Below are 19,050 nucleotides of genomic sequence, written 5' to 3'. Positions count from 1 at the left end.
CTAGACCTGCACCGCCTTCGGAAACTCCGCGGCCAGGTGGTCGACGAACGCGCGCACCGACGGCAGCAGTCCCTCGCGATACGGCAGCAGCGCCGTCAGCGTGGATTCGCCGGCGATCCAGTCCGGCAGTATCCGGCGCAGATCGCCGGCCACGACCGTGTCCCGACAGACGTATCCCGGCAAGGCGACGATGCCGCAGCCGTCGATCGCGGCCTGCTTCAAGCTCACCATGTCGTCGCTGGCGACGCGCGGCGACAGCGGCACGCTCGCGTCGGGCCGGATGCCGGCCGCATGACGCAGGCGCCATCGCGGCGCGACGCCCTTGCGCACCATGAACAGCGACGGTCGTCCGGCCAGGTCGTCCGGCGTCGCCGGCACGCCGTGCCGGTCGAGATACGCCGCGCCGGCGAACAGAAACCACGGCGCCGGCGCCAGCACGCGCTGGATCAGGCCGGAGTCGGGCAACGGGTCGGCGTGCGCGCGTATCGCCACGTCGTAGTTGTCGCCGACGACGTCGACATAGCGATCGGTGGCGTGCGCGAACAGGTCGACCTTCGGATGGCGCTCGAGAAACGCCGCGAGCATGTGCCGGATTCCGAACTGCATCGTGGCCAGCGACGCGGTGAACCGCACGAGGCCGGTCGGTTCGCTCGAGCGCAGCCGGATCGCGGTTTCGGCGACTTCGGCCTGCCGCACCATCGCCGCCGCGTGGCGGTAGAACTCGCGGCCGGCTTCGGTCGTGCCGAAACGCCGCGAGCTGCGGTTGAGCAGCCGCACGCCGAGCCCCGCCTCGAGCTGCCGCATGCGATGACTCAATGTGGACTTGGGAATTCGTAGCGCCTCGCCCGCGGCGGTGAAGCCGCCGCGATCGACGACTTGCACGAACAGATAGAAATCGTTGAGGTCGTGCATGTCTCCTCCCCTGCCCGCCGTCGCGCGAAGCCGGCGATTATGCGCGGCGGCGCATCGCCCCGCGTCGATCGGTTCCCATCGTCCAGGACATTGGACGCAGATTCCAATCCCCGTTTCTTGTCGACGCGCGCCCTGCCTGTCGGAATACGCCGATCTCCTCGTACACGGAACGAACATGACGACCCGACATACCCGCCGCACGCGCGACAACACCGCGGTGCTCCTCATCGATCATCAGGTGGGCCTCATCACCGGCGTGCGCGACATGCCCGTCGCCGAACTCAAGCACAACGTCGTCGGCCTCGCGAAAGCCGCGAAGGTGCTCGGACTGCCGGTCGTCGCGGTGACGACGTCGCGCGACAGCCTGTGGGGACCGACGACGCCGGAACTCGTCGCGGCGCTCGACGGCGGCGAGATCATGGACCGCTCGACCGTGAACGCGTGGGACGATCCGCGCTTCGTCGCCGCGGTGAAGGCCACCGGTCGCGACCATCTCGTCATCGCCGGCCTCTCGTTCGAGGTGTGCGCGTCGCTGCCGGCGATCGCGTGCCGCGCCGACGGCTACTCGCCGGTCGTGGCGCTCGACGCCTGCGGCACCTTCTCGTCGGCCAAGCGCGAGGCCGGCATCGCGCGCCTGACGGCGCTCGGCATCGAAGTGTCCGACTACGCGACGCTGATGGTCGAAATCATGGCCGACAACGCCGACCCGAAAGCCGGCGACGTCTACGCGGCGCTCGACATGCCGTTCGCCGTCCTGATGGGCCAGGTCGCCGGGGCGCTGGCACGATGACGATCGTCGCGATCGACGACGCCGACGTCGCGGCGGCGCGCGCGCTGCGCGTCGCGTTCGCGCGGTTCTGGTCCGAGGCGAAGGGCGATGCGCGCGACGTCTACGACGTCTTCGTCGCAGCGACGCCGACGGCCGACGGTATCGCGACGCGACAGGCGGCCGACATGCCGGGCTGGTGGTGCGAACCGGCCGACGCCGTGGCCGGTCGCGCGATTCTCTTCGTGCACGGCGGCGGCTACGGCCTGGGCCATGCCGCCGCTTATCGCGGCTTCGCGAGCCAGATCGCCGCGCGAGCCCACGCACCCGTCTTCGCGCTCGAATACCCGCTCGCGCCGGAAGCGACGCTCGGCGCCGCGCTGGAACTCGCGGCGACGACGCTCGCGCGGCTGGCCGCGACGTTCGCGTCGGTCGCCGTCGTCGGCGACTCGGCCGGCGGCGGCCTCGCGTTGGCGACCGTGCTCGAGGCGCGGCGTCGCGGCATTCCCGTCGCCGCCGTCGTCGCGTTCTCGCCGTGGACCGATCTCTCGCTCGGCGGCGACAGCGCGCGCGACTGCGCCGTCGGCGATCCGTTGCTCGACGTCGGTTATCTGAAAGCCTCGGCGGCGGCCTATCTCGGCCCGGCGCCCGCGACCGATCCGCGCGCCTCGCCGCTGTTCGATCCGGACCTGGCGCTGCTGCCGCCGACGCTGATCCAGGTCGGTTCGGACGAAGTGCTGCTCGACGATTCGCGCCGGCTCGCCGAATATGCGCGGGCGGCAGGCGCCGACGCGACGCTCGAGGTGTGGCAAGGCATGCATCACGTGTTTCAGCTCAACACGCGTGAACTCGCGAGCGCGCGTCGCGCGCTCGACCGCGCGTCGGCGTTCCTCGCAACGCATCTGGCCGACTGACGCGATGGCCGCACGATCGTTCCCGCAGGTGCCGGCGTCGTTCTTCGGCATCGTGCTCGGCCTCGCCGGCCTCGCCAACGACTGGCGCGCGGCGCACGCGGCGTGGTCGTTGCCGGCGAGCGTCGGCGACGTGCTCGTCGTGATCGCGGCCGTCGCCTGGCTCGCGATCGGCGTGCTCTACGCCGGCAAGTGGATCGTCGCGCCGGCCGTTGCGAAAGAAGAAACCGGGCACGTCGTCCAGTGCTGCTTCATCGGCCTCGCGGGTGTCGCGACGCTGCTCGTCGCGCAGGGCGTCGCGCCGTGGTCGCGCACCGCGGCGGTCGTGCTGTTCATGGCGGGTGCCGCGTTCACGCTGGCGTTCGGCCTGTGGCGCACGGGCATCCTGTGGCGCGGCGAACGCGATCCCGCCGCGACCACGCCGGTGCTCTACCTGCCGATGGTCGCCGGCGGGTTCGTCACCGGCACGGTGTCGGCGTCGCTCGGCTGGCCGCAATGGGGACAGCTCGCGTTCGGCGCGGCACTGTTCACGTGGCTGGCGGTCGAGTCGGTGCTGCTGCATCGGCTCTACACCGCGCCGACGCTGGCGCCCGCACTGCGCCCGACGCTCGGGATCCAGCTCGCGCCGCCGGCGGTCGGCTGCGTGTGCTATCTGTCGGTCAGCGGCGGTCATGCCGATCTCGCGGCGCACATGCTGATCGGCTACGCGCTGCTGCAGGCGCTGCTGCTCGTGCGCATGAGCCGTTGGATCGCGCAGCAGCCTTTCGGTGCCGGCTACTGGGCCTTCACGTTCGGCGCGACGGCGCTGGCCGGCGCGGCGATCCGGCTGTCGATCGCACAACCCGACGGCCCGATGGCGATCCTCGCGCCGATTCTGTTCGTGCTGGCGAACGTACTCGTCGCCGGCATTGCCGGGGCGACGCTCCGGTTGCTGTTCGCCGGCCGATTGCTGCCGGCGGCGCCATCGGCGCCGGCGCGCTGATGGCGTCAGGCGCGCATGTCGACGCGTGCGAATCCACGTCGCAACACGGCAACGCCGCCGCACGAAGCGCCGAATGCGACGTTCGGTCGCACCATTCCAGGACGAAACCGGCACGATCCGGCGCCGGCGCGGCGGTATCCTTGAACGGCACGGACCCGCTCGTCCAGGACGCCGCCATGTCCCCTTCGCTCGATCGCGTCACCGCCATCGCGCTGCCCGCGCAATCGCGCATCGTCGATATCTATCCGACGACCGATCTTGCCGACGCTTACGCCGTCGAGCTGCCGGCCGGCGCTTCGAACGATCCCGAAGCGCTCGCGCGCTTCGTCTTTTCGCAGTCGCCGCGCTGGGCAGGTGGACTCATGCGTGTGCGGGACGCGCTGGTTTCCGTCTTCGGCCTCAAGACCGCGCGGCACCTGCAGGCGCTCGACGCCGACGCGATGAAAGAGCGCGTCGGTCTGTTCCGGATCTATCGCCGCGAGCCTTCCGAAATCCTGCTCGGCGAGGACGACCGGCATCTCGATTTCCGGCTGTCGGTGCTGTGTTCGCAAGAACCGTCGCCGGCATCGACCCGGCGACTCGTCGTCTCGACCGTGGTCCGATGCCGCAACCGGCTCGGCCGCGTCTATATCTTTCTCATCGCGCCGTTTCATCGCCTGATCATGCGCGCGTCGCTGCGCCGGGCGGCGCGGGCCGGCTGGCCGCCGGCCGCGTAGGCATCGCGTTCGCCGCGGCAGCGAAGCTGCCGGGCGACGGTGCCGAATCGCCGCGATACGTCACTGCGGCCCGAAGGATTTTGCTACTTTTTTACCTTTTTTCTCGGCCTTCTTTTCCTTCATCGTCTTGGCCGGTTTCTTTTTCTGGTCTTTTTTCTGATTCAAGCCCTTGCTCATTGCGGTTCCTCGCTGTCGTGGGCGCTGCAAGCCGCAGCGATGCCCTCGCAGTATGCGCCCGCAGGACGCCGCCGTGTGCGGTATCGGCTCAGCGCCGCGTCGCCAGCACGCCGTCCAGCGCGAGCTGTGCCTTGAACCCGGCCTTCTCCAACCGTTTCTGCACCTCTCGCGGCACGTCGCGACCGCTGGTGAGCTTGTTCGGGCTGCCGGTGTAGTGAAACAGGCGCCCGCCCCGGCGCAGCACGCGCGCGAGCTCATCGTAGAACGCCTGCGAGTACAGCTCGCCGGCGATGCCGAAGCGCGGCGGATCGTGCAGCGCCGCATCCATCGACGCATCGGCGATCTGCGCGATCGCCTGCGACACATCGGCATGCGTCAGTTGCAATCGGTCGCCGACGCCGGATGCGGCGGGATCGGGCGACCACGGATTGATCGTGCGCAGCCATAACACGTCGGCGTTCTTCTCGAACGAGACGATGCGCGCGGCGCCGGCCTCGACGCAGCACGCCGCGAAGTAGCCCAGGCCGCCGCAGGTATCGAGTACCGACTTGCCGCGCGGTTCGATCAATGCCACCTTGCGGCGCGCGTCCTCGAACGGCGATTCCTTCGCGGTCGGCAGCATCTTGATGCCGTCGATCTCGAACGTCGGCGCGCCCCACTCGCTCGGCACCAGCTTGATCAGCGCGCCGGAATATCGCGATACGGAAGCAAACGCCTCGCCGTCCCAGTAGTAGATCGTGCGGTCTTTCAGGCGCTGCGGATACGGATAGCGCACGCCGCGCCACTGCCAGGCGTCGGCGTCGAGCAACGCGTCGCCGCGCGAGCGTTCCAGGTCGAGCGAACCGGTCCACCCGTTTGCGCCGGCATCGCGCGCGGCCGACAGCGCCTCGGCAACGGCCGCCGTGAGCAGCGGGCCGGAGTAATGCGATTCGATGAGGATGCTCCGCGTCGAAAGAACGCGCATTGTCCCAGGATCGCCGCGCGCTTGTCGCATACGCGGCGGTGCTACAGTGTGCGGCTCCACCGCCAGACAGCCGGACCCGCGACGATGAACGACACAGCCTTCTATCCCATCGGCACGCCCGGCCAACCGTGGGGCGACGCGGAGAAGGCGCGGTGGCTGTCGCGACAGACGCGCCTGCGCAGCTACGCGGACGAGGTGCAGGCCGCGATCGAACCGCTGCGCGCGCGCTTCGACGTCGTGGAATACGGGCGCCTCGACTACGCCCCCGACACCTACCCGCTGTTCGCGATCCGAAACCGCGCGTGGCGCGGCGACCTGCCCTGCGTGCTCGTCACCGGCGGCGTGCACGGCTACGAAACGAGCGGCGTGCACGGCGCGCTGCGATTCGTCGAGCGGCACGCGGCGGACTATGCCGAGCGCGTCAACCTGCTCGTCGCGCCGTGTGTCAGCCCGTGGGCATACGAGCGCATTCACCGCTGGAACCGCGACGCGGTCGACCCGAACCGTTCGTTCCGCGAGAACAGTCCGGCGCCGGAATCGGCGGCGTTGATGCAACTCGTCGCCCCGCTGCGCGATCGCGTGCTCGTGCACGTCGACCTGCACGAGACCACCGACACCGACGAGTCGGAATTCCGTCCCGCGCTCGCCGCGCGCAACGGCGAGGCGTTCGAGCCCGGCGAGATTCCCGACGGGTTCTACGTCGTCGGCGACAGCGACAATCCGCAGCCCGCTTTCCAGCAGGCGATCGTCGCGGCCGTGGCGCGCGTCACGCATATCGCGCCGGCCGATCGCAACGGCGAGATCATCGGCTCGCCGGTGGTCGCGCCGGGCGTCATCAACTATCCGGTCAAGAAACTCGGCCTGTGCGCCGGCGTGACCGATGCGCGCTACGTGACGACGACCGAGGTGTATCCCGACAGTCCACGCGCGAGCGCCGAGCAGTGCAACGCCGCGCAAGCCGCCGCGGTCTGCGCGGCGATCGATTTCGCGCTGGCGCACTGAAACGGCGCGACGTCGCGATCGAGAGATCGACGTCGAAACCCGGACTACAGCGACACGCTGACGTTCCGCGTGCAAGAGCAGCAAGCCCCGCCTCCACGCAAACTTTCGGAGGCGTTCATGCAAACCACGGCAACAACATCTAAGCGTTCGTCGTGCAGCCCCGATTCCGACGCCGACGCCCGCCTCGCGCGCGCCGAATTCGACGCGTTCCGCCGCCAGCGCTTCGACGCGACCGACGCCAACGGCACGGTCGATGTCGAGGAATACATGCAGGAATTCGAAGACCGCGTGCGCCAACAGCTCGAACAAGGCCGCGGCGGCGAGATCGAAGCAACGCACCCGGCCGATCAGCCGGGCGCGTTGATCGCGAGCTGCGCCGCGAACGCGCGCCGGTACGCCGGTCTCGCCTCGCCGCGCGCGACGTAGGCGGCAAGGCTCGGAAACTCGTCGAGGATGCCCGACGGTCTCGTGCGCAGCAGCACCGACGCCATCATCAGATCGCCCGCGCTGAAATCGCCGTCGAGCCAGTCGGCGTCGCCGAGGCGCGCGGACAGTTGCCTGAGCCGGTCGCGCACGCGATCGGCGACCAGCGGCAGTCGCTCCGCGGCCCAGGGTTTATCGCGTTCGACCACCTTCGCGTTGAAGAACTCGAGGATCGGCGGCTCCACCGAATTGACCGCGGCGAACATCCACGCGATCGCGCGGGCGCGCGCGTTCGCGTCGGCCGGCAGCAGTCCGCCGTGGCGCTGCGCGATGTGCAGCACGATCGCCCCGGTCTCGAACAGCACGAGATCGCCTTCCTCGTAGGTCGGAATCTGGCCGAAGGGATGCAGCGCCAGATGCGCCGGTTCCTTCATCGCCCGGAACGAAACGAGGCGAACGGCGTAAGGCAGGCCCGCCTCTTCGAGCGCCCAGCGCACGCGCGTGTCGCGCGCGAGACCCTTGCCGCCGTCGGGCGAGCGGTCGAAGGCGGTGATGGTGATGGTCATTGCGAAGCTCCTTGCGTCCTGCCGGGGTGGGCCGCCGCTTCGTGTCGCGGCGGATCAGTTAGAGTACCGCCCCCACGAACGAATTCGCCCGGTGACGTTGCCGCACGGCTCAACACCAACGCCGTCGTCAGCAGTGCGCCGAAAATCCTCATGCACCCTCTCCTGCTCTACCGTGAAGCAGGCAGCGCAGGCGCGCCGGGTCGTCCGCCCGAGCGACAGGTGACGTGCGGTCGGGACGCGCATTCAACGGTCGCTCGAACGGACAAGCGGTCGGTGGCGTCGACGAACCGCGATCGCCGCACCCGACGCGTTCATCTTTCGCGATAGAGCACCATGCCGGTATGGCGGAGCACGCCGTCAACGAAGTCGCCGTCGGCGGTGAACCCGGTTTCGTCCAACGGCAAGGCCGACATTGCGGTCACTCGGCGCCCGCGACCGGTGCGCACGAGCCCCTGCGCCGTCCGCCGCCGCCGGGAGCCGGCGCGCGACGGATGCGGCACTGTGGACAACGCCGCTGATGTGAACAGCGCGTCGAGAGGGCCGATTCTCCCGACCTCGCGTCCGGCGCCGTCAACGCGCCTCGCCGAACCTCGCGATCAGTTCGACGAGCCGCGCGATATCCGCCGCGTCGTTCGCAAGGCCGACCGATGCGCGGATCGCGCCGGCCGTCTTGCCGGTGCATTCGGACAGTCGCTGTGGGGTGAACGCGTCGCCGAGCGCCGCGAGGCATTGCGCGAGCCGTGCCGGTTCCGCGCCGAACGCGGCTTCGGACGCGCCGGGATTGCAGAAGCAGCCGCCGCGCACCGAGATGCCGGCATCGCGCGCGGCAGCTTCGATCCCCGCGTACGGCAACGCGACGCCGCGCGCGTCGAGCACGTTGAACGTCACCGCGCCGCCGCGCCTGCTCGCGTCGACCGGCCCGTACACGCGGACGAGCGGCGCGCCGTCCGGCTGCCGCAGACCGCGCAGGCGTTCGCACAGCTCGGCCGCGAGCGTATCGACGCGCTCGGCGAGCCGCGTCATGCCGACCTCGCGCAGCAGCGCGAATCCCGCCGGCAGCGCCGCGATGCCGAGAAAATCCGGCGTGCCGTCTTCGAAACCTTCGGCGCCGCCGTGCAGCCGGTGCACGTCGGCCTGCACCGATGCATAGCGCACCGTGCCGCCGGCGAACCACGGGCGGCGCAGCCGGCGCATCGCGTCGCGCCGCATCACCAGTGCGCCGAGGCCGGTCGGATAGCCGAACAGCTTGTAGAACGACAGCGCGACGAAGTCGGCCTCGCACTCGCGCAGGCTCAGCGGATGGCTCGGCACGTACGCTGCGGCGTCGAGTAGCACGTCGAAGCCGAGCGTCCGCGCACGCCGCACGAGATCGAGCGGGTGAAGAACGCCGGAAAAGTTCGACTGCGCCGGAAACGCCAGCAGCCCTTCCCCGTCGGCCGCTGCCGCGCGCAAGGCGTCGTCCGGCGCGTCGAGTTCGAGCGTCGCGGTCAACGGCAGGATGCGTACCGGCGCGCCGGCGCGGCGCGCGTATTCGCGCATGCCGTTCACCGAATTGTGGTTGTCGGCCGACAGCACGAGCGGACGTCGCGCATCGAACGGCCAGCTCTCGGCGACGAGCTTGATCGCGGCGCTCGCGTTCGCGGTGAAGCACACGGCGTGCGTCGTGTCATCGACATCGAGAAACCGCAGCACGTCGGTCCGCGCCTGTTCGATCAGCGCGGTGCTCGCGCGTGCGGTGCCCGATTCGGAATGCGGATTGCCGAACAGGCCCGCGGCCAGCAACTGCGCATGGGCGTGCAACTGCGACGCGCCGTACAGCGCGCTGCCGGTGTAGTCGAGATACGCGTGGCCCTGCGCGTCGAGCCGCGCGAATTCGCGTCGGCGCAGCGCGGCGAAGTCGAACGGCGCGGGCGGCAAGTCGACGGCCGGCGACAGTGGGAGATCGGCAAGCGTCAGCATCCGCGCCGGCTCCGCGTGCGGCCGGCGGCTTCGCCGGGGTCGAGCTGTCGCGGCGTACCGCCGAAGTAGCGGCTCAACGCGGCGCGGGCTTCGAACCGTTGCCGTTGTCCTGCCGACGCGTCGCCGCGCAGCACCGGAAACAGCACCTCGTCGTTCCATGCGCGCAGGCCGCCGTGCAGTCGCAGCACGCGAGCCGCGGACTGCCGGCGCAGCGCGTCGGCGACGCCGGCATCGACATCGCGATCGGCATAGACGACCACCGTGTCGCCGTCATCCGATGCCGCGCTGTCGGCCAGTCGCCGCGCGCCCGGCAGATGACCGGCATCGAACGCGTCGGCCGAACGCGCGTCGAGCACGCACAGCTTCTCCCGGCGTTCGCGCAGCCAGCCGGCGAGATCCACGGCCGCGACTTCGTCGCCGGCAAGCGGCGGCTGCGAACTGCCGGCGACGGCCGCGAGTCCGCCGATCGCGAACGTGGCGAAGGCCAGAACCGATCGTGCGCGGAGGCTCATCGCGCACCCCGCTCGATGCGTTCGGCGACGGCGAACGCCGCCAGCGCGAGCACGACGACCGCCGCCACGACCGCGCCGTAGGGCACGTCGAACAGTTCGGGCAAGATCCAGGCGCCGTGGGCGGTACTCGTGTAGAAGCGCTCGAATTTCCGCAAAATCAATCCGGTAAGAAACATTCCTGAGAATATTCCTAGCAACACGAACACCCCGTCGATACGGCCGGTCGCAGCCGACACGCACGCGGTGCCGGGACACAGGCCGGCGACGATCAGCCCCGCGCCGAACAGCACGCCGCCGGCGAGCTGCGGCCCGACGAACGTTTCGGGCACATGGACGGCCGCGAGATCGAGAAGACCGAACCGGCTCAGCCAGAACACGCCGAGCATCGCCGTGACCAGCGCGCTGAACAGCACCTTGAGCACGGCGAGGTCGCGCCAGTAGAACTGCGCGACCACCTTGCGCGCGCTGCCGAGCCCCGCGCGTTCTAGCGCGAAACCGAAACCGACGCCCAGCACGAGCGCCGCCGCGAGCGTTGCGGCCAACGGCGCGCCTTCCGGCAGCAGCGGCGCGCTCACGACCACACCTTGCGCAACAGCGACGCGAACACGTACGCGGCAGCGAACGCCACGCCGAGAAACAGCCAGCCGCCGACGCCGAGCAGCGCGCCGCCGGTCAGCGCCTGGCCGCTCGTGCAGCCGCGCGCGAGCACCGCGCCGGCAGCCATCATCACGCCGCCGCCGAACGCGAGCGCGAGGCGCCGCGCCGGCGCGAGCGTCTCAGGGCGTTCGATCTCGACGCGCACGCGGCCGGCGAGCTTCGCGGACAGCCATGCGCCGATCGCGACGCCGATCAACTCGACGCTGAGCCACTCGAGCCACGGCCCCGGTTCGCCGAGGTAGTGCGCGAACAGCGGGCTCGCCGCCGCCTGGTCCGGCGCGACCAGCGCGACGGTGCCGGCCGCCGTGCTCGCGAACGCCCCGGACGCGCCGAGCCCGCGCCCGACGAGCACGAACGCGGCGAGCAGCACGAGGCCGAGCGCGACGCCGGCAACGTAGGGATCGGCGTACGCGCGCGGCGTCCTCGGCGCGCTCACGGACGGCCTCGCGCAACGGTTTCGACCGGATTGTCCTTGCCGCGCGACCAGTCCTGGAACGAGCCGTCGTACAGCCGCACCGGATGGCCGAGCAGCCGCGCGGCGAACAGCATCGCCGTGGCCTGCTGGCCGATATGGCAGTAGCCGACGATCGTGTCGCCCGGCGCGATGCCGGCCGCGTCGAACCGTGCCTTGAGTTCGGCGGTCGGGCGCAGCCGCAGCGTGTCGTCGGTGAGTTCGGTGAACGGAATGCTGCGCGCGCCGGCGACATGGCCGGTGCGGTCGGTCTGCCCGTGCGCGCCGCCGGTTTCGACGCCGTCGTAGTACGCGGCGGCGCGCCCGTCGACGATCGCGATACCCGGCGTCGCGCGGTGCTCGCGCACGTAGTCCGCGTCGACGATCAGCGGCTCGATCGCGAGCGCCGCGAGCTTGCCGGGCCGCGCTTCGGGTACGTCCTTGCTCAGCGCCCCGCCCTGCTTCACCCAGGCGGGCATGCCGCCGTCGAGCAACGTCGTGCGGTCGCCCAAGCCCGCGTACTGCAGCGTGAACACGACGCGCGTGGCCGGACTGACCCAGTCGTTGCCGTAGTACACGACGATGCGCGACGCGTCGGATATGCCGAGTTTTTCCAGACGCGCGCGCAGCGCGTCGGCGTCCGGCATTTCCAGCATCAGCCCGTCGCGCGTGTGCTCGGACACCGATACGTCGTCGAGCGACACGAGGCGCGCGCCGCGGATGTGGCCTTTCGCGTATTCGCCGCGATCGCCGACGTGCAGCAGCACGAGGTCCGGATCGTCGACGTGCGCCGCAAGCCAGGCGGCGTCGACGACGAGGTCGCCGCGCGCATCGCCGGCCTGCGCGGCGGCGGCGAGCGATTGAAGCAGAACGAACAGTGCGATTTTGAAACGATTGGACGGCGTCATGAGCAACTCCCGATGGACGTTGCCACGATGCGCCGGTCGGCGGGTTCGCAAAACCGATTGGCAGCGGACGGGCGCCGCGATGCAGCGAACGGGTCAGCGGCGCACGCCGATCTGCGCGAAGCGCGCCTCGAATTCGCGCCGGCGGTTGCGCGAGAGGCGCACGGCGGTGCCGTCGGCGAGTTTCAGTTCGCAGTCGCCGCGAAACAGCGGATGGATCTCGCGCACGCGCGCGAGGTTGACGATCGCCGAGCGGTGCGCGCGAAAGAACTGCTGCGGGTCGAGCTGGCGCTCGATCTCGTCCATCGTGTCGCGCAACAGATGGCTCGCGCCGCCGACGTGCAGGCAGATGTAGTAGTCGGCCGCTTCGATCCAGTCGACGTCGTTCGCGTCGACGACGATCGTCTTGTCGCGCGCCGGCACCAGAAACCGCTTGCGTGGCGACAGCCGCTCGCGCAGGAGATCGGCGATGCGCGCGTCGAGCACACCGTGCCGGCGGCTGCGCGCGCGCTCCTTCGCACGCGCCAGCGCGCTGGCGAAACGCGCGTCGGTGAACGGCTTGAGCAGATAGTCGAGCGCGTGCACGTCGAACGCGCGCAGCGCGTAGCGATCGTACGCGGTGACGAAGACGATCGCCGGCACCGCGTCGGCGCCGACGCGTTCGAGCAGCGCGAAACCGTCGACCTCGGGCATCTGGATGTCCAGGAACAGGATATCCGGACGCAGTTGCGCGATCAGCGCGATCGCGTCGACGCCGGTCGCCTGCCCGACGACTTCCACTTCGCGATCTTTGGACAACAGCGCATCCAGCCCTTCGCGCGCGAGCGGCTCGTCGTCGACGATCAGCACTTTCAGCGGCGCGGCGCCCGTTTCGCTCACGATGTCTGTTCCCACGGCAGATCGAGTATCGCGAGCACGCCGCCGCCCGCGGCGGCGAGGCCGAACACCGCCGCGTCGCCGTACAGCGTGCGCAGCCGCTCGCGCGTGTTGCGCAGGCCGATGCCTTCGACCGGCGCGGCCGCGAGCGAGCCGCTGTTGCGCAGGCGGATGTGCAGGCGATCGCCGACGCGGCCGGCTTCGACCGCGATCGTGCCCGCCGCGGCCATGCCGGCGATGCCGTGGCGCACCGCGTTTTCCACGAGCGGCTGCAGGATCAGGTTCGGCACCAGCGCGCGGCCGGCGCCGTCGGCCACGTCGACGCGAAACGACATGCGATCGGGAAACCGCGCGTTCTCGATTTCGAGATAGCGCTCGACCATGTCCATCTCCTCGGCCAGCGGCACGCGCTGGCGTCCCGCGTGATCGAGCGAATAGCGCAACAGGTCGGCGAGTCCCGCGATCATCGTGACGGCCTGCTCGTTGCGCCCGCTGCGCACGAGACCGGCGATGGCGTTGAGCGTATTGAACAAGAAGTGCGGCTGCAGCTGCAGTTCCAGCGCATGCAGCTTCGCGTCGGCGAGCGACCGTTCGAGTTGCGCGGCGAGCAGCGCGCGCTCGTGATAGCGCTGGTAGTACTCGAACGCGAGCACGCCGCCGAGCACCAGGCAGTAGAGGATCCACTCGAGCGGCACGCGCGAGAACAGCACGCTGCCGAAATTCACCTGCGACAGGTTCGAGGTCATCCGGTCGTACGGTTGCAGCCACAGCATCATCGCCACTTCGTACAGCGCGTGCGCGATCGCGATGCCGGTTGCGGCCGCCACGTGCACGAGCACGCTCGACGGCCGCGGCGGCACCACCGGAAACCGCCGGGCGAGCCGCGCGATGGCATAGGTCGGCACCAGCCAGGCGAGCCAGACGACGAGGAAATAGCCGAGCAGCCGCGGCACCGAGTGGCCGTGGCTCAACATGCTGATCCAGACCAGGATGCCGGTCACGATGCCGAACACGGTCCAGAACGCGGCGGCGATGAGCAGGAAATGGCGGGTTTTCACCCGCGGAGTTTGCCGCAACGGCGCGGTTCGAGCAGGCGCGATGCAGCGAACGGTGTCGTGGCGGCGGCCAAAAGGCGCCGGCACGGGCCGCCGGCGCGCAAGCTGTGCGACAATCGCCGGTTCAAGACCACCCACAAGGACTCACCATGAAGCGTTCCCGCGCCCGTCGCCGCAAAAACCGCCTCCGCAGCAACCTGCGTTCGCGCGGCAAGCTGTAGTCGAAGCAACGAGCGGCGCCGATCCGTGCGCATCACGGATCGGTTCGTCGCCGCGAAAGCCGCTGTTTCCGGCCGGCGCCTCCCGGCCCGCCGTTTCATCCCCGTCCGCGTGCAGCAGCACGTATTTGCCGGTCTGCGACGTCGCCACTTCCGCGAGCCGTGCGCGCAGGTCCTCGGGCAGCAATGCCAGCGCACGCGCTTCCGTCGCGACATAGGCACCGGGCGACCGTTCGAGATGCTCGCGCAGCGCCTGCACGTCGTCGGCCTGCCGCGCGCGGCCCTGTGAATAAAACGCCGCCGAATACGGCCGCTGACGGAAGTACACGAGCGACGCATCGCGCGTCGACGCCGCGCGATACGCCGACACGATTTCCCGCTGCGACTGAAAACCGACGCGCGTCCACGCCGCGAGCAGCAGCGCGGCCAGCGCCGGCGCAGCGAGCGCCAGCAACACGAAATGCCGCCGCGGCGCCGACACGTCGCGCCGCTGCCACGCGTGCGCGACGACGAGACCGAACGCGGCGATACCCGGCAAGACGTACGTCGGCAGGATATTGCGCGACAGCGTGAAGAACGCGACCGGCGCGAGCATCCAGCAGACGAGATACCAGCCCCAGCCGTCGCCGGCGCGCAGCGGCTCGACCGTTCGCGCAAGACCGTGCCGCCCGATCCGCCACAACAGCCACGGCGACCATGGCAGCGTGCCGGCGAGGGCGAACAACCCGATCGTGCCGCGCGGGTATTCGTGTCCGACGCCGTACAGATCGCCCTTCCAGCCGGGCACGAGAAAGCGCTGCAGATGCTCGCCGACGAGGAAGTAGCGCAGAAAGCCGGGGCTGGCCGCTTCCGCGGCCCAGTACCACGGCACGACGAGCACGATCGCGACGAGGCTGCCGCCGAGCCACGGCAGCCGGCGCCGGCTTTCGGCGACGCGGCCGGTGGCGATCGCCCATACGCCGATCGGCAGCACCGTGAGCACGGTCGCGACCGGGCCCTTGGCGAGGAGGCCGATAGCGAGGCCGATGAAGAACAGATAGCCCCAGCGGCGCGAACGTTCGGCCAATGCGAACCAGTAGCCGGTCATGGACAACGCGATGCCGAACAACATCGCGGGGTCGGTCATCACGGCGCCGGCGCTCACGAACATCAAAAGGCTCGTGCCGACGACGACGCTCGCGCGCAACCCGAGCTCGCGACCGCCGCGCGAAGCGCCGAGACGATAGACGAGCACGCAGACCGCGACGCCGAGCAGCAGCGACGGCAGCCGCGCGGCGAACGCGCTCACGCCGAACGCCTCGTACGAGGCCGCCGTCAGCCACATCGACAGCGGCGGCTTGCCCCAGAACGGAACGCCGTAGTCGATCTGCGGCACGAGCCACTGCCCCGTCTCGACCATCTTGCGCGCGATCTCTGCGTAGCGCGCCTCGGTGTTGTCCGTCAGCGGATACGCGCCGATGGTCGTCAAGCGTGCGACGAATGCGCAAAGCAGCAAAAAGTACAAGTAAACGTGTTGCGAAATCGCGTCGCGCAGCGGCACGACGCCGCTGCGCGGAAAGACGGCGGCGCGGCCGTCGAGACGGCCGTACCGGGGGCTGGATGTCGGGTGCATGGCGCGGACGGAAGGCGCCGCCGGCGGGCGGCGCGGCGCAGTTTCCGCGGCGCGGTGTAAAGACCCCTGATGCGAATCTCAGTCGCGCGTTAAGCGCGGCGCGCGGGCGATCCGTACGCCGCGCGACGCGCGACCGGCGACGGTCAATCCGCCCGGCGCAGCTTCCACTGCGTGCGGCGCTGGCGCTTCCAGCAACGCTCGGTGTGACGCGTCAGGTCGTCCCAGACGGTCGGCAGCAGATGTGCGCGGCGCGACGCGCGCGGCGGCGCTTCCAGATCGTCGCGCGACGCCGCTTCGCGCACGACGCGAAACAGCCGTGCCGCGCGCCAGTGCAGACGCCAACCTGCCCCGAATCCGCCGTCGCGACGTCGCGGCGGCAACGGCGCCGCCGGCAGATCGGCCGACGACAGGCGTTCGCCGTAGACGTTCGTCAGGCGCCATTGCGCGATGTCGAGCGAGCGATTGACGGTCGGGCGGACCAGCTCGGCGAACGCCGGATCGCCGACGAGACGGGCGATGCCGCGCGCGCGCAGAAACGCGGCAGCCGCGCGGGCGGTCGCGTAGAGGCGGATCTCACCCGTGGGAAGGTGCAGCAAGGTGAACGGGCCCGCGTCGGGCCCGGCAAGCAGATACATGGCGACTCCTAGGGTTGTGTTCCCTAGTGGCCGTCGCGCACCTTGTTGTCGTGGACGTCGAACATCGCGCGAGTATAGAGCGGCCGGCAGCGAACGGAACATCGCCGAATGGCGATGGAGCGCCCGCGCGAATCCTCTATAGTGACTCGCGGCGGAACCTGCCGGACCCGCCGTATCCGTCGTCAGCAACGCGCGATCGCCGCGGCCGTCTGTCGTTCCGACCTGCGATCGTACCGGCGGCGGCGCCATCCACGCACGAGCAATGATTCGACCCGTCTATCGTTTCGCGACGTTCCGCCTCGATGTCGCCGCGCGCGAACTGCAGGCCGGCGGCACGCTCGTGAACGTCTCGCCGAAAGTGTTCGACGGGCTCGTCTGGCTGATCGAGCACCGCGACCGCGCGGTGGGCCGCGACGAGCTGATAGCCGCGGTGTGGGGCCGCGCCGACGTCACCGACGCGCAGCTCGGCCAGCTCATGCGCAAGCTGCGCCGCACGATCGGCGACGAAGGCGAAGCGCAGGCGTTCGTGCGTACCGTGCCGCGTTTCGGCTATCGCTGGGTCGCGCAGACGCAGGTCGGCGACGCGGCCGATCCGACCGAAACGCACGTGTCCGAAAAGCAAGCGCCTGCGGCACCGCCGGGCAGGCGGCACCGCCCTGCCCGCGTCGTCGCGGCCGGCGTCGCCGCGCTCGCCGCCGTCGCCGCGCTGGCCGCGTGGTTGCTGCGAGCGCCGGCCGCCGGCGGCATGAGCGACGTCGTCGCGGTGCTGCCGGTCGCGACCGGCACCGAGCCCGAATCGGCCTGGCTGCGCCTGGGCCTGATGGACCGCATCGCCGACGACCTGCGCGCCGCGGGTCTGCGCGTCGTGCCGAGCGACAACATCGCCGCGGCGGCGCGCAACGACCGCGTCGCGCTGCTCGACGACGATCGCGTCGGCGCGGCGACCGGCGCCGGTCGTTTCGTTGCCGCGACGGCGCGGCGCGTCGCCAACGGCTGGGTCACCCGCATCGAATGGCGCGAGGACGGCCGCGTGCGCCGCGAAGTCGAAGGCAGCGGCGACGGCGCGATCGCCGCGACGCGCGAGGCGAGCCGGCGCCTGCTCGCCGCGATCGGCCGCACGAGCGCCGACGTCGGCGCCGCGCACGGCGACGCGTCGGCCGCGCAATGGCTCGAGCGCATCGACGCGGCGACGCTCGATCGCGACTACGCCGCCGCGCGCGAACTCGTCGACGCCGCGCCGGCGCCGCTGCGCGACGGCGTGCCGTGGCTGCTGCGCCGCGCCGACGTCGATCTCGCGACGCAGCGCATGGCCGCCGCGAAACAGGGCTATCTCGAAATTCTCGACCGCGCCGCGACGCAGGACGTCGACGCGACGACGCGCGCCCGTGCGCTGATCGGCGTCTCGGGGCCCATCGCGCAAGAAGGCGACCTCGCCGGCGCGACGGCGAAGCTCGACGAGGCGATCCGCGTGCTCGGCGGCCTCAACGCGCCGCAATGGCTCGGCGAGGCGCTGTACGGCCGCGGCATCTTCACGATGGTGCAAGGCGATCTCGACCGCGCCGACGCCGACTTTTCGCAGGCGCGCATCGCGTTCGAACTCGCGGGCGCGAGCCTGCAGCTGGCGCGGCTGCACGGCCAGCAGGCGACGCTGCTCGCGGTGCGCGCGCGCCATGCCGAAGCGCTCGCGATGTGGAACGAAGCGGCCGACCGCTTCGAGCGTTTCGGCGACGCCGACGGACTGGTCGACGCGCTCGGCAACGCCGCGACCGAGCAGCTTTCGCTGCTGCAGCCGCAGGCCGCGCAGGCGTCGATCGACCGCGCCGAACCGTGGCTGCCGCGGCTCGACCAGCCGCTGACCGACGCGCTGTTCCGCTACGCCGCCGCGCGCGTCGCCGCGCAGAACGGCCGGCTGCAGGCCGCACGCACGCTCCTCGATGCGCTCGCCGGCAATGCCGCGTCGGCGCAGGTCGCCGGCATGGACGCGACGATCCGCATCGAGCTGGCGCACCTCGCCTACGCCGCGGACGACGCGTCCGGCGCGGCGGCGCGCGCCGCCGCCGCCATGACGCGGCTGCGCGAGCCCGATCTCGCCTCGCCGGTCTACGCGCGCATCCGCAACGACGCGACGCTGCTCATGATCCGTGCGCTGCGCGCGGCCGGCGACGCGGCGGCGGCCGACGCCGAAACGCGCCGTTTCGTGGCGCAGCCGCAGAGCGACGACGCGACGTCGATCTATGCGCGCATCGCCGACGCCGAATCGCAATGGTCGTCGGATAATCTCGCCGCGCGCCGCGCATACGAAGCCGCGCTGACGGTCGCGCGCCGCAGCGGCGCGCCGGCGGATATCGCCGAAGTCGTGGTGTCTTATGGACAATCGCTGCTGGCGGCCGGCGATCTGGCGCAGGCGACGACGGTCGCGGGCCAGGCGAGCCAGTGGGCCGATCGCGACTACGCCTGCGCCGTGCTGCAGGCACGGCTGTATCTCGCGCTGCGCCAGCCCGAGGCGTTCGCGCACGCGCTCGCCGGCGTGCGCGCGTTGGCCGGCGAACGGCCGCTGCCCGGCGATCTCGCCGCCGCGGCGCGGCAGCTGCGCTGATTCGACGCGCGCGCCGTGTGCATCGTTTCCTTTTATTTCAACCGGTTGACCGAATCGCTCATGAAACGGCCATGGTCGCGCGGCGCGTCGGGTCGCGCATTCGGCTGTGATCGTCCGCGGTCCGCCGCGCCATGCGCGAGCGCTTTCAACCGATA

General features: G+C 70.6%; 20 protein-coding genes. 7 read left to right on the top strand and 13 right to left on the bottom strand.

All coding sequences use genetic code 11. The features are described 5' to 3' along the window. Positions 1-912, bottom strand: coding sequence for a LysR substrate-binding domain-containing protein (locus OD750_RS09470; protein WP_263544892.1), 912 nt, complete (start codon positions 910-912; stop codon positions 1-3). A 175-nt stretch (positions 913-1,087) separates the two neighbouring features. Between OD750_RS09470 and OD750_RS09465 the strand changes: the two genes are divergently transcribed. From OD750_RS09465 to OD750_RS09450, 4 genes are all read left to right on the top strand, one after another. Then, complete coding sequence (locus tag OD750_RS09465; RefSeq protein WP_263544893.1) at positions 1,088-1,702, top strand: isochorismatase family protein; 615 nt, start codon at positions 1,088-1,090, stop codon at positions 1,700-1,702. After that, positions 1,699-2,592: an alpha/beta hydrolase gene (locus OD750_RS09460; RefSeq protein ID WP_263544894.1), complete on the top strand. Its 894-nt coding sequence runs from the start codon at positions 1,699-1,701 to the stop codon at positions 2,590-2,592. The genes OD750_RS09465 and OD750_RS09460 overlap by 4 nt, the downstream gene beginning before the upstream one ends. Before the next feature lie 4 nt (positions 2,593-2,596). After that, positions 2,597-3,571, top strand: coding sequence for a dicarboxylate transporter/tellurite-resistance protein TehA (tehA, locus tag OD750_RS09455; RefSeq protein ID WP_263544895.1), 975 nt, complete (start codon positions 2,597-2,599; stop codon positions 3,569-3,571). Between the two features lie 176 nt (positions 3,572-3,747). Next, complete coding sequence (locus tag OD750_RS09450; protein WP_263544896.1) at positions 3,748-4,287, top strand: DUF2867 domain-containing protein; 540 nt, start codon at positions 3,748-3,750, stop codon at positions 4,285-4,287. A 265-nt stretch (positions 4,288-4,552) separates the two neighbouring features. Here the strand turns inward: OD750_RS09450 and OD750_RS09445 are convergent, their stop codons facing one another. Further along, entirely contained in the window at positions 4,553-5,428 is an 876-nt protein-coding gene (locus OD750_RS09445) for a class I SAM-dependent methyltransferase (RefSeq protein ID WP_263544897.1), read from the bottom strand. Positions 5,429-5,512: 84 nt separating this feature from the next. Here OD750_RS09445 and OD750_RS09440 point away from each other — a divergent pair, with 84 nt between their 5' ends. Next, positions 5,513-6,430, top strand: coding sequence for a M14 family metallopeptidase (locus OD750_RS09440; RefSeq protein WP_263544898.1), 918 nt, complete (start codon positions 5,513-5,515; stop codon positions 6,428-6,430). Positions 6,431-6,547: 117 nt separating this feature from the next. Next, positions 6,548-6,856, top strand: a complete 309-nt coding sequence (locus tag OD750_RS09435) for a hypothetical protein (protein WP_263544899.1) — start codon at positions 6,548-6,550, stop codon at positions 6,854-6,856. On the opposite strand, the gene OD750_RS09430 is transcribed toward OD750_RS09435, so the two are convergent. From OD750_RS09430 to OD750_RS09380, 11 genes are all read right to left on the bottom strand, one after another. Further along, positions 6,778-7,419 (bottom strand): glutathione S-transferase family protein, encoded by a 642-nt coding sequence (locus tag OD750_RS09430; protein ID WP_263544900.1) that lies wholly within the window; start codon positions 7,417-7,419, stop codon positions 6,778-6,780. The two genes, OD750_RS09435 and OD750_RS09430, sit on opposite strands and share 79 nt — an antisense overlap. 311 nt (positions 7,420-7,730) lie before the next feature. Next, positions 7,731-7,832: an Atu4866 domain-containing protein gene (locus OD750_RS09425; protein ID WP_263544901.1), complete on the bottom strand. Its 102-nt coding sequence runs from the start codon at positions 7,830-7,832 to the stop codon at positions 7,731-7,733. A 157-nt stretch (positions 7,833-7,989) separates the two neighbouring features. After that, positions 7,990-9,378, bottom strand: a complete 1,389-nt coding sequence (locus tag OD750_RS09420) for an aminotransferase class V-fold PLP-dependent enzyme (protein ID WP_263544902.1) — start codon at positions 9,376-9,378, stop codon at positions 7,990-7,992. After that, positions 9,372-9,890 carry a rhodanese-like domain-containing protein gene (locus OD750_RS09415; protein ID WP_263544903.1) on the bottom strand — a complete coding sequence of 173 codons (519 nt, stop codon included), beginning with the start codon at positions 9,888-9,890 and terminating at the stop codon, positions 9,372-9,374. Before OD750_RS09415 ends, OD750_RS09420 begins: the two co-directional genes overlap by 7 nt. Further along, a complete protein-coding gene (locus OD750_RS09410; protein WP_263544904.1) occupies positions 9,887-10,465 on the bottom strand; it encodes a YeeE/YedE thiosulfate transporter family protein in 579 nt (192 codons plus the stop codon). The genes OD750_RS09415 and OD750_RS09410 overlap by 4 nt, the downstream gene beginning before the upstream one ends. Next, positions 10,462-10,983 (bottom strand): YeeE/YedE thiosulfate transporter family protein, encoded by a 522-nt coding sequence (locus OD750_RS09405; protein WP_263544905.1) that lies wholly within the window; start codon positions 10,981-10,983, stop codon positions 10,462-10,464. The genes OD750_RS09410 and OD750_RS09405 overlap by 4 nt, the downstream gene beginning before the upstream one ends. Then, positions 10,980-11,906: a sulfurtransferase gene (locus OD750_RS09400; protein WP_263544906.1), complete on the bottom strand. Its 927-nt coding sequence runs from the start codon at positions 11,904-11,906 to the stop codon at positions 10,980-10,982. The genes OD750_RS09405 and OD750_RS09400 overlap by 4 nt, the downstream gene beginning before the upstream one ends. A 93-nt stretch (positions 11,907-11,999) precedes the next feature. Then, entirely contained in the window at positions 12,000-12,782 is a 783-nt protein-coding gene (locus tag OD750_RS09395; protein WP_263544907.1) for a LytR/AlgR family response regulator transcription factor, read from the bottom strand. Further along, on the bottom strand, positions 12,779-13,837 hold the full coding sequence (locus OD750_RS09390) for a sensor histidine kinase (protein ID WP_263544908.1): 1,059 nt from the start codon (positions 13,835-13,837) through the stop codon (positions 12,779-12,781). Before OD750_RS09390 ends, OD750_RS09395 begins: the two co-directional genes overlap by 4 nt. A gap of 141 nt (positions 13,838-13,978) precedes the next feature. Further along, on the bottom strand, positions 13,979-15,664 hold the full coding sequence (locus OD750_RS09385) for an ArnT family glycosyltransferase (RefSeq protein ID WP_263544909.1): 1,686 nt from the start codon (positions 15,662-15,664) through the stop codon (positions 13,979-13,981). A gap of 143 nt (positions 15,665-15,807) precedes the next feature. Then, entirely contained in the window at positions 15,808-16,299 is a 492-nt protein-coding gene (locus OD750_RS09380) for a hypothetical protein (RefSeq protein WP_263544910.1), read from the bottom strand. A 262-nt stretch (positions 16,300-16,561) separates the two neighbouring features. Between OD750_RS09380 and OD750_RS09375 the strand changes: the two genes are divergently transcribed. Further along, a complete protein-coding gene (locus OD750_RS09375; RefSeq protein WP_263544911.1) occupies positions 16,562-18,895 on the top strand; it encodes a winged helix-turn-helix domain-containing protein in 2,334 nt (777 codons plus the stop codon). Positions 18,896-19,050: the final 155 nt, after the last annotated feature.

The sequence above is a fragment of the Tahibacter soli genome (assembly GCF_025717065.2).
Lineage (GTDB): Bacteria > Pseudomonadota > Gammaproteobacteria > Xanthomonadales > Rhodanobacteraceae > Tahibacter > Tahibacter soli.
Note: the sequence above shows the minus strand (reverse complement) of the source record. Positions and strands in the feature narration are given on the sequence as shown.

Bases quoted from the DNA above. Each gene is read 5' to 3' on its own strand.
- OD750_RS09470 (WP_263544892.1), bottom strand. From the start codon at position 912: ATGCACGACCTCAACGATTTCTATCTGTTCGTGCAAGTCGTCGATCGC.
- OD750_RS09465 (WP_263544893.1), top strand. From the start codon at position 1,088: ATGACGACCCGACATACCCGCCGCACGCGCGACAACACCGCGGTGCTC.
- OD750_RS09460 (WP_263544894.1), top strand. From the start codon at position 1,699: ATGACGATCGTCGCGATCGACGACGCCGACGTCGCGGCGGCGCGCGCG.
- tehA (WP_263544895.1), top strand. From the start codon at position 2,597: ATGGCCGCACGATCGTTCCCGCAGGTGCCGGCGTCGTTCTTCGGCATC.
- OD750_RS09450 (WP_263544896.1), top strand. From the start codon at position 3,748: ATGTCCCCTTCGCTCGATCGCGTCACCGCCATCGCGCTGCCCGCGCAA.
- OD750_RS09445 (WP_263544897.1), bottom strand. From the start codon at position 5,428: ATGCGCGTTCTTTCGACGCGGAGCATCCTCATCGAATCGCATTACTCC.
- OD750_RS09440 (WP_263544898.1), top strand. From the start codon at position 5,513: ATGAACGACACAGCCTTCTATCCCATCGGCACGCCCGGCCAACCGTGG.
- OD750_RS09435 (WP_263544899.1), top strand. From the start codon at position 6,548: ATGCAAACCACGGCAACAACATCTAAGCGTTCGTCGTGCAGCCCCGAT.
- OD750_RS09430 (WP_263544900.1), bottom strand. From the start codon at position 7,419: ATGACCATCACCATCACCGCCTTCGACCGCTCGCCCGACGGCGGCAAG.
- OD750_RS09425 (WP_263544901.1), bottom strand. From the start codon at position 7,832: ATGTCGGCCTTGCCGTTGGACGAAACCGGGTTCACCGCCGACGGCGAC.
- OD750_RS09420 (WP_263544902.1), bottom strand. From the start codon at position 9,378: ATGCTGACGCTTGCCGATCTCCCACTGTCGCCGGCCGTCGACTTGCCG.
- OD750_RS09415 (WP_263544903.1), bottom strand. From the start codon at position 9,890: ATGAGCCTCCGCGCACGATCGGTTCTGGCCTTCGCCACGTTCGCGATC.
- OD750_RS09400 (WP_263544906.1), bottom strand. From the start codon at position 11,906: ATGACGCCGTCCAATCGTTTCAAAATCGCACTGTTCGTTCTGCTTCAA.
- OD750_RS09385 (WP_263544909.1), bottom strand. From the start codon at position 15,664: ATGCACCCGACATCCAGCCCCCGGTACGGCCGTCTCGACGGCCGCGCC.
- OD750_RS09380 (WP_263544910.1), bottom strand. From the start codon at position 16,299: ATGTATCTGCTTGCCGGGCCCGACGCGGGCCCGTTCACCTTGCTGCAC.
- OD750_RS09375 (WP_263544911.1), top strand. From the start codon at position 16,562: ATGATTCGACCCGTCTATCGTTTCGCGACGTTCCGCCTCGATGTCGCC.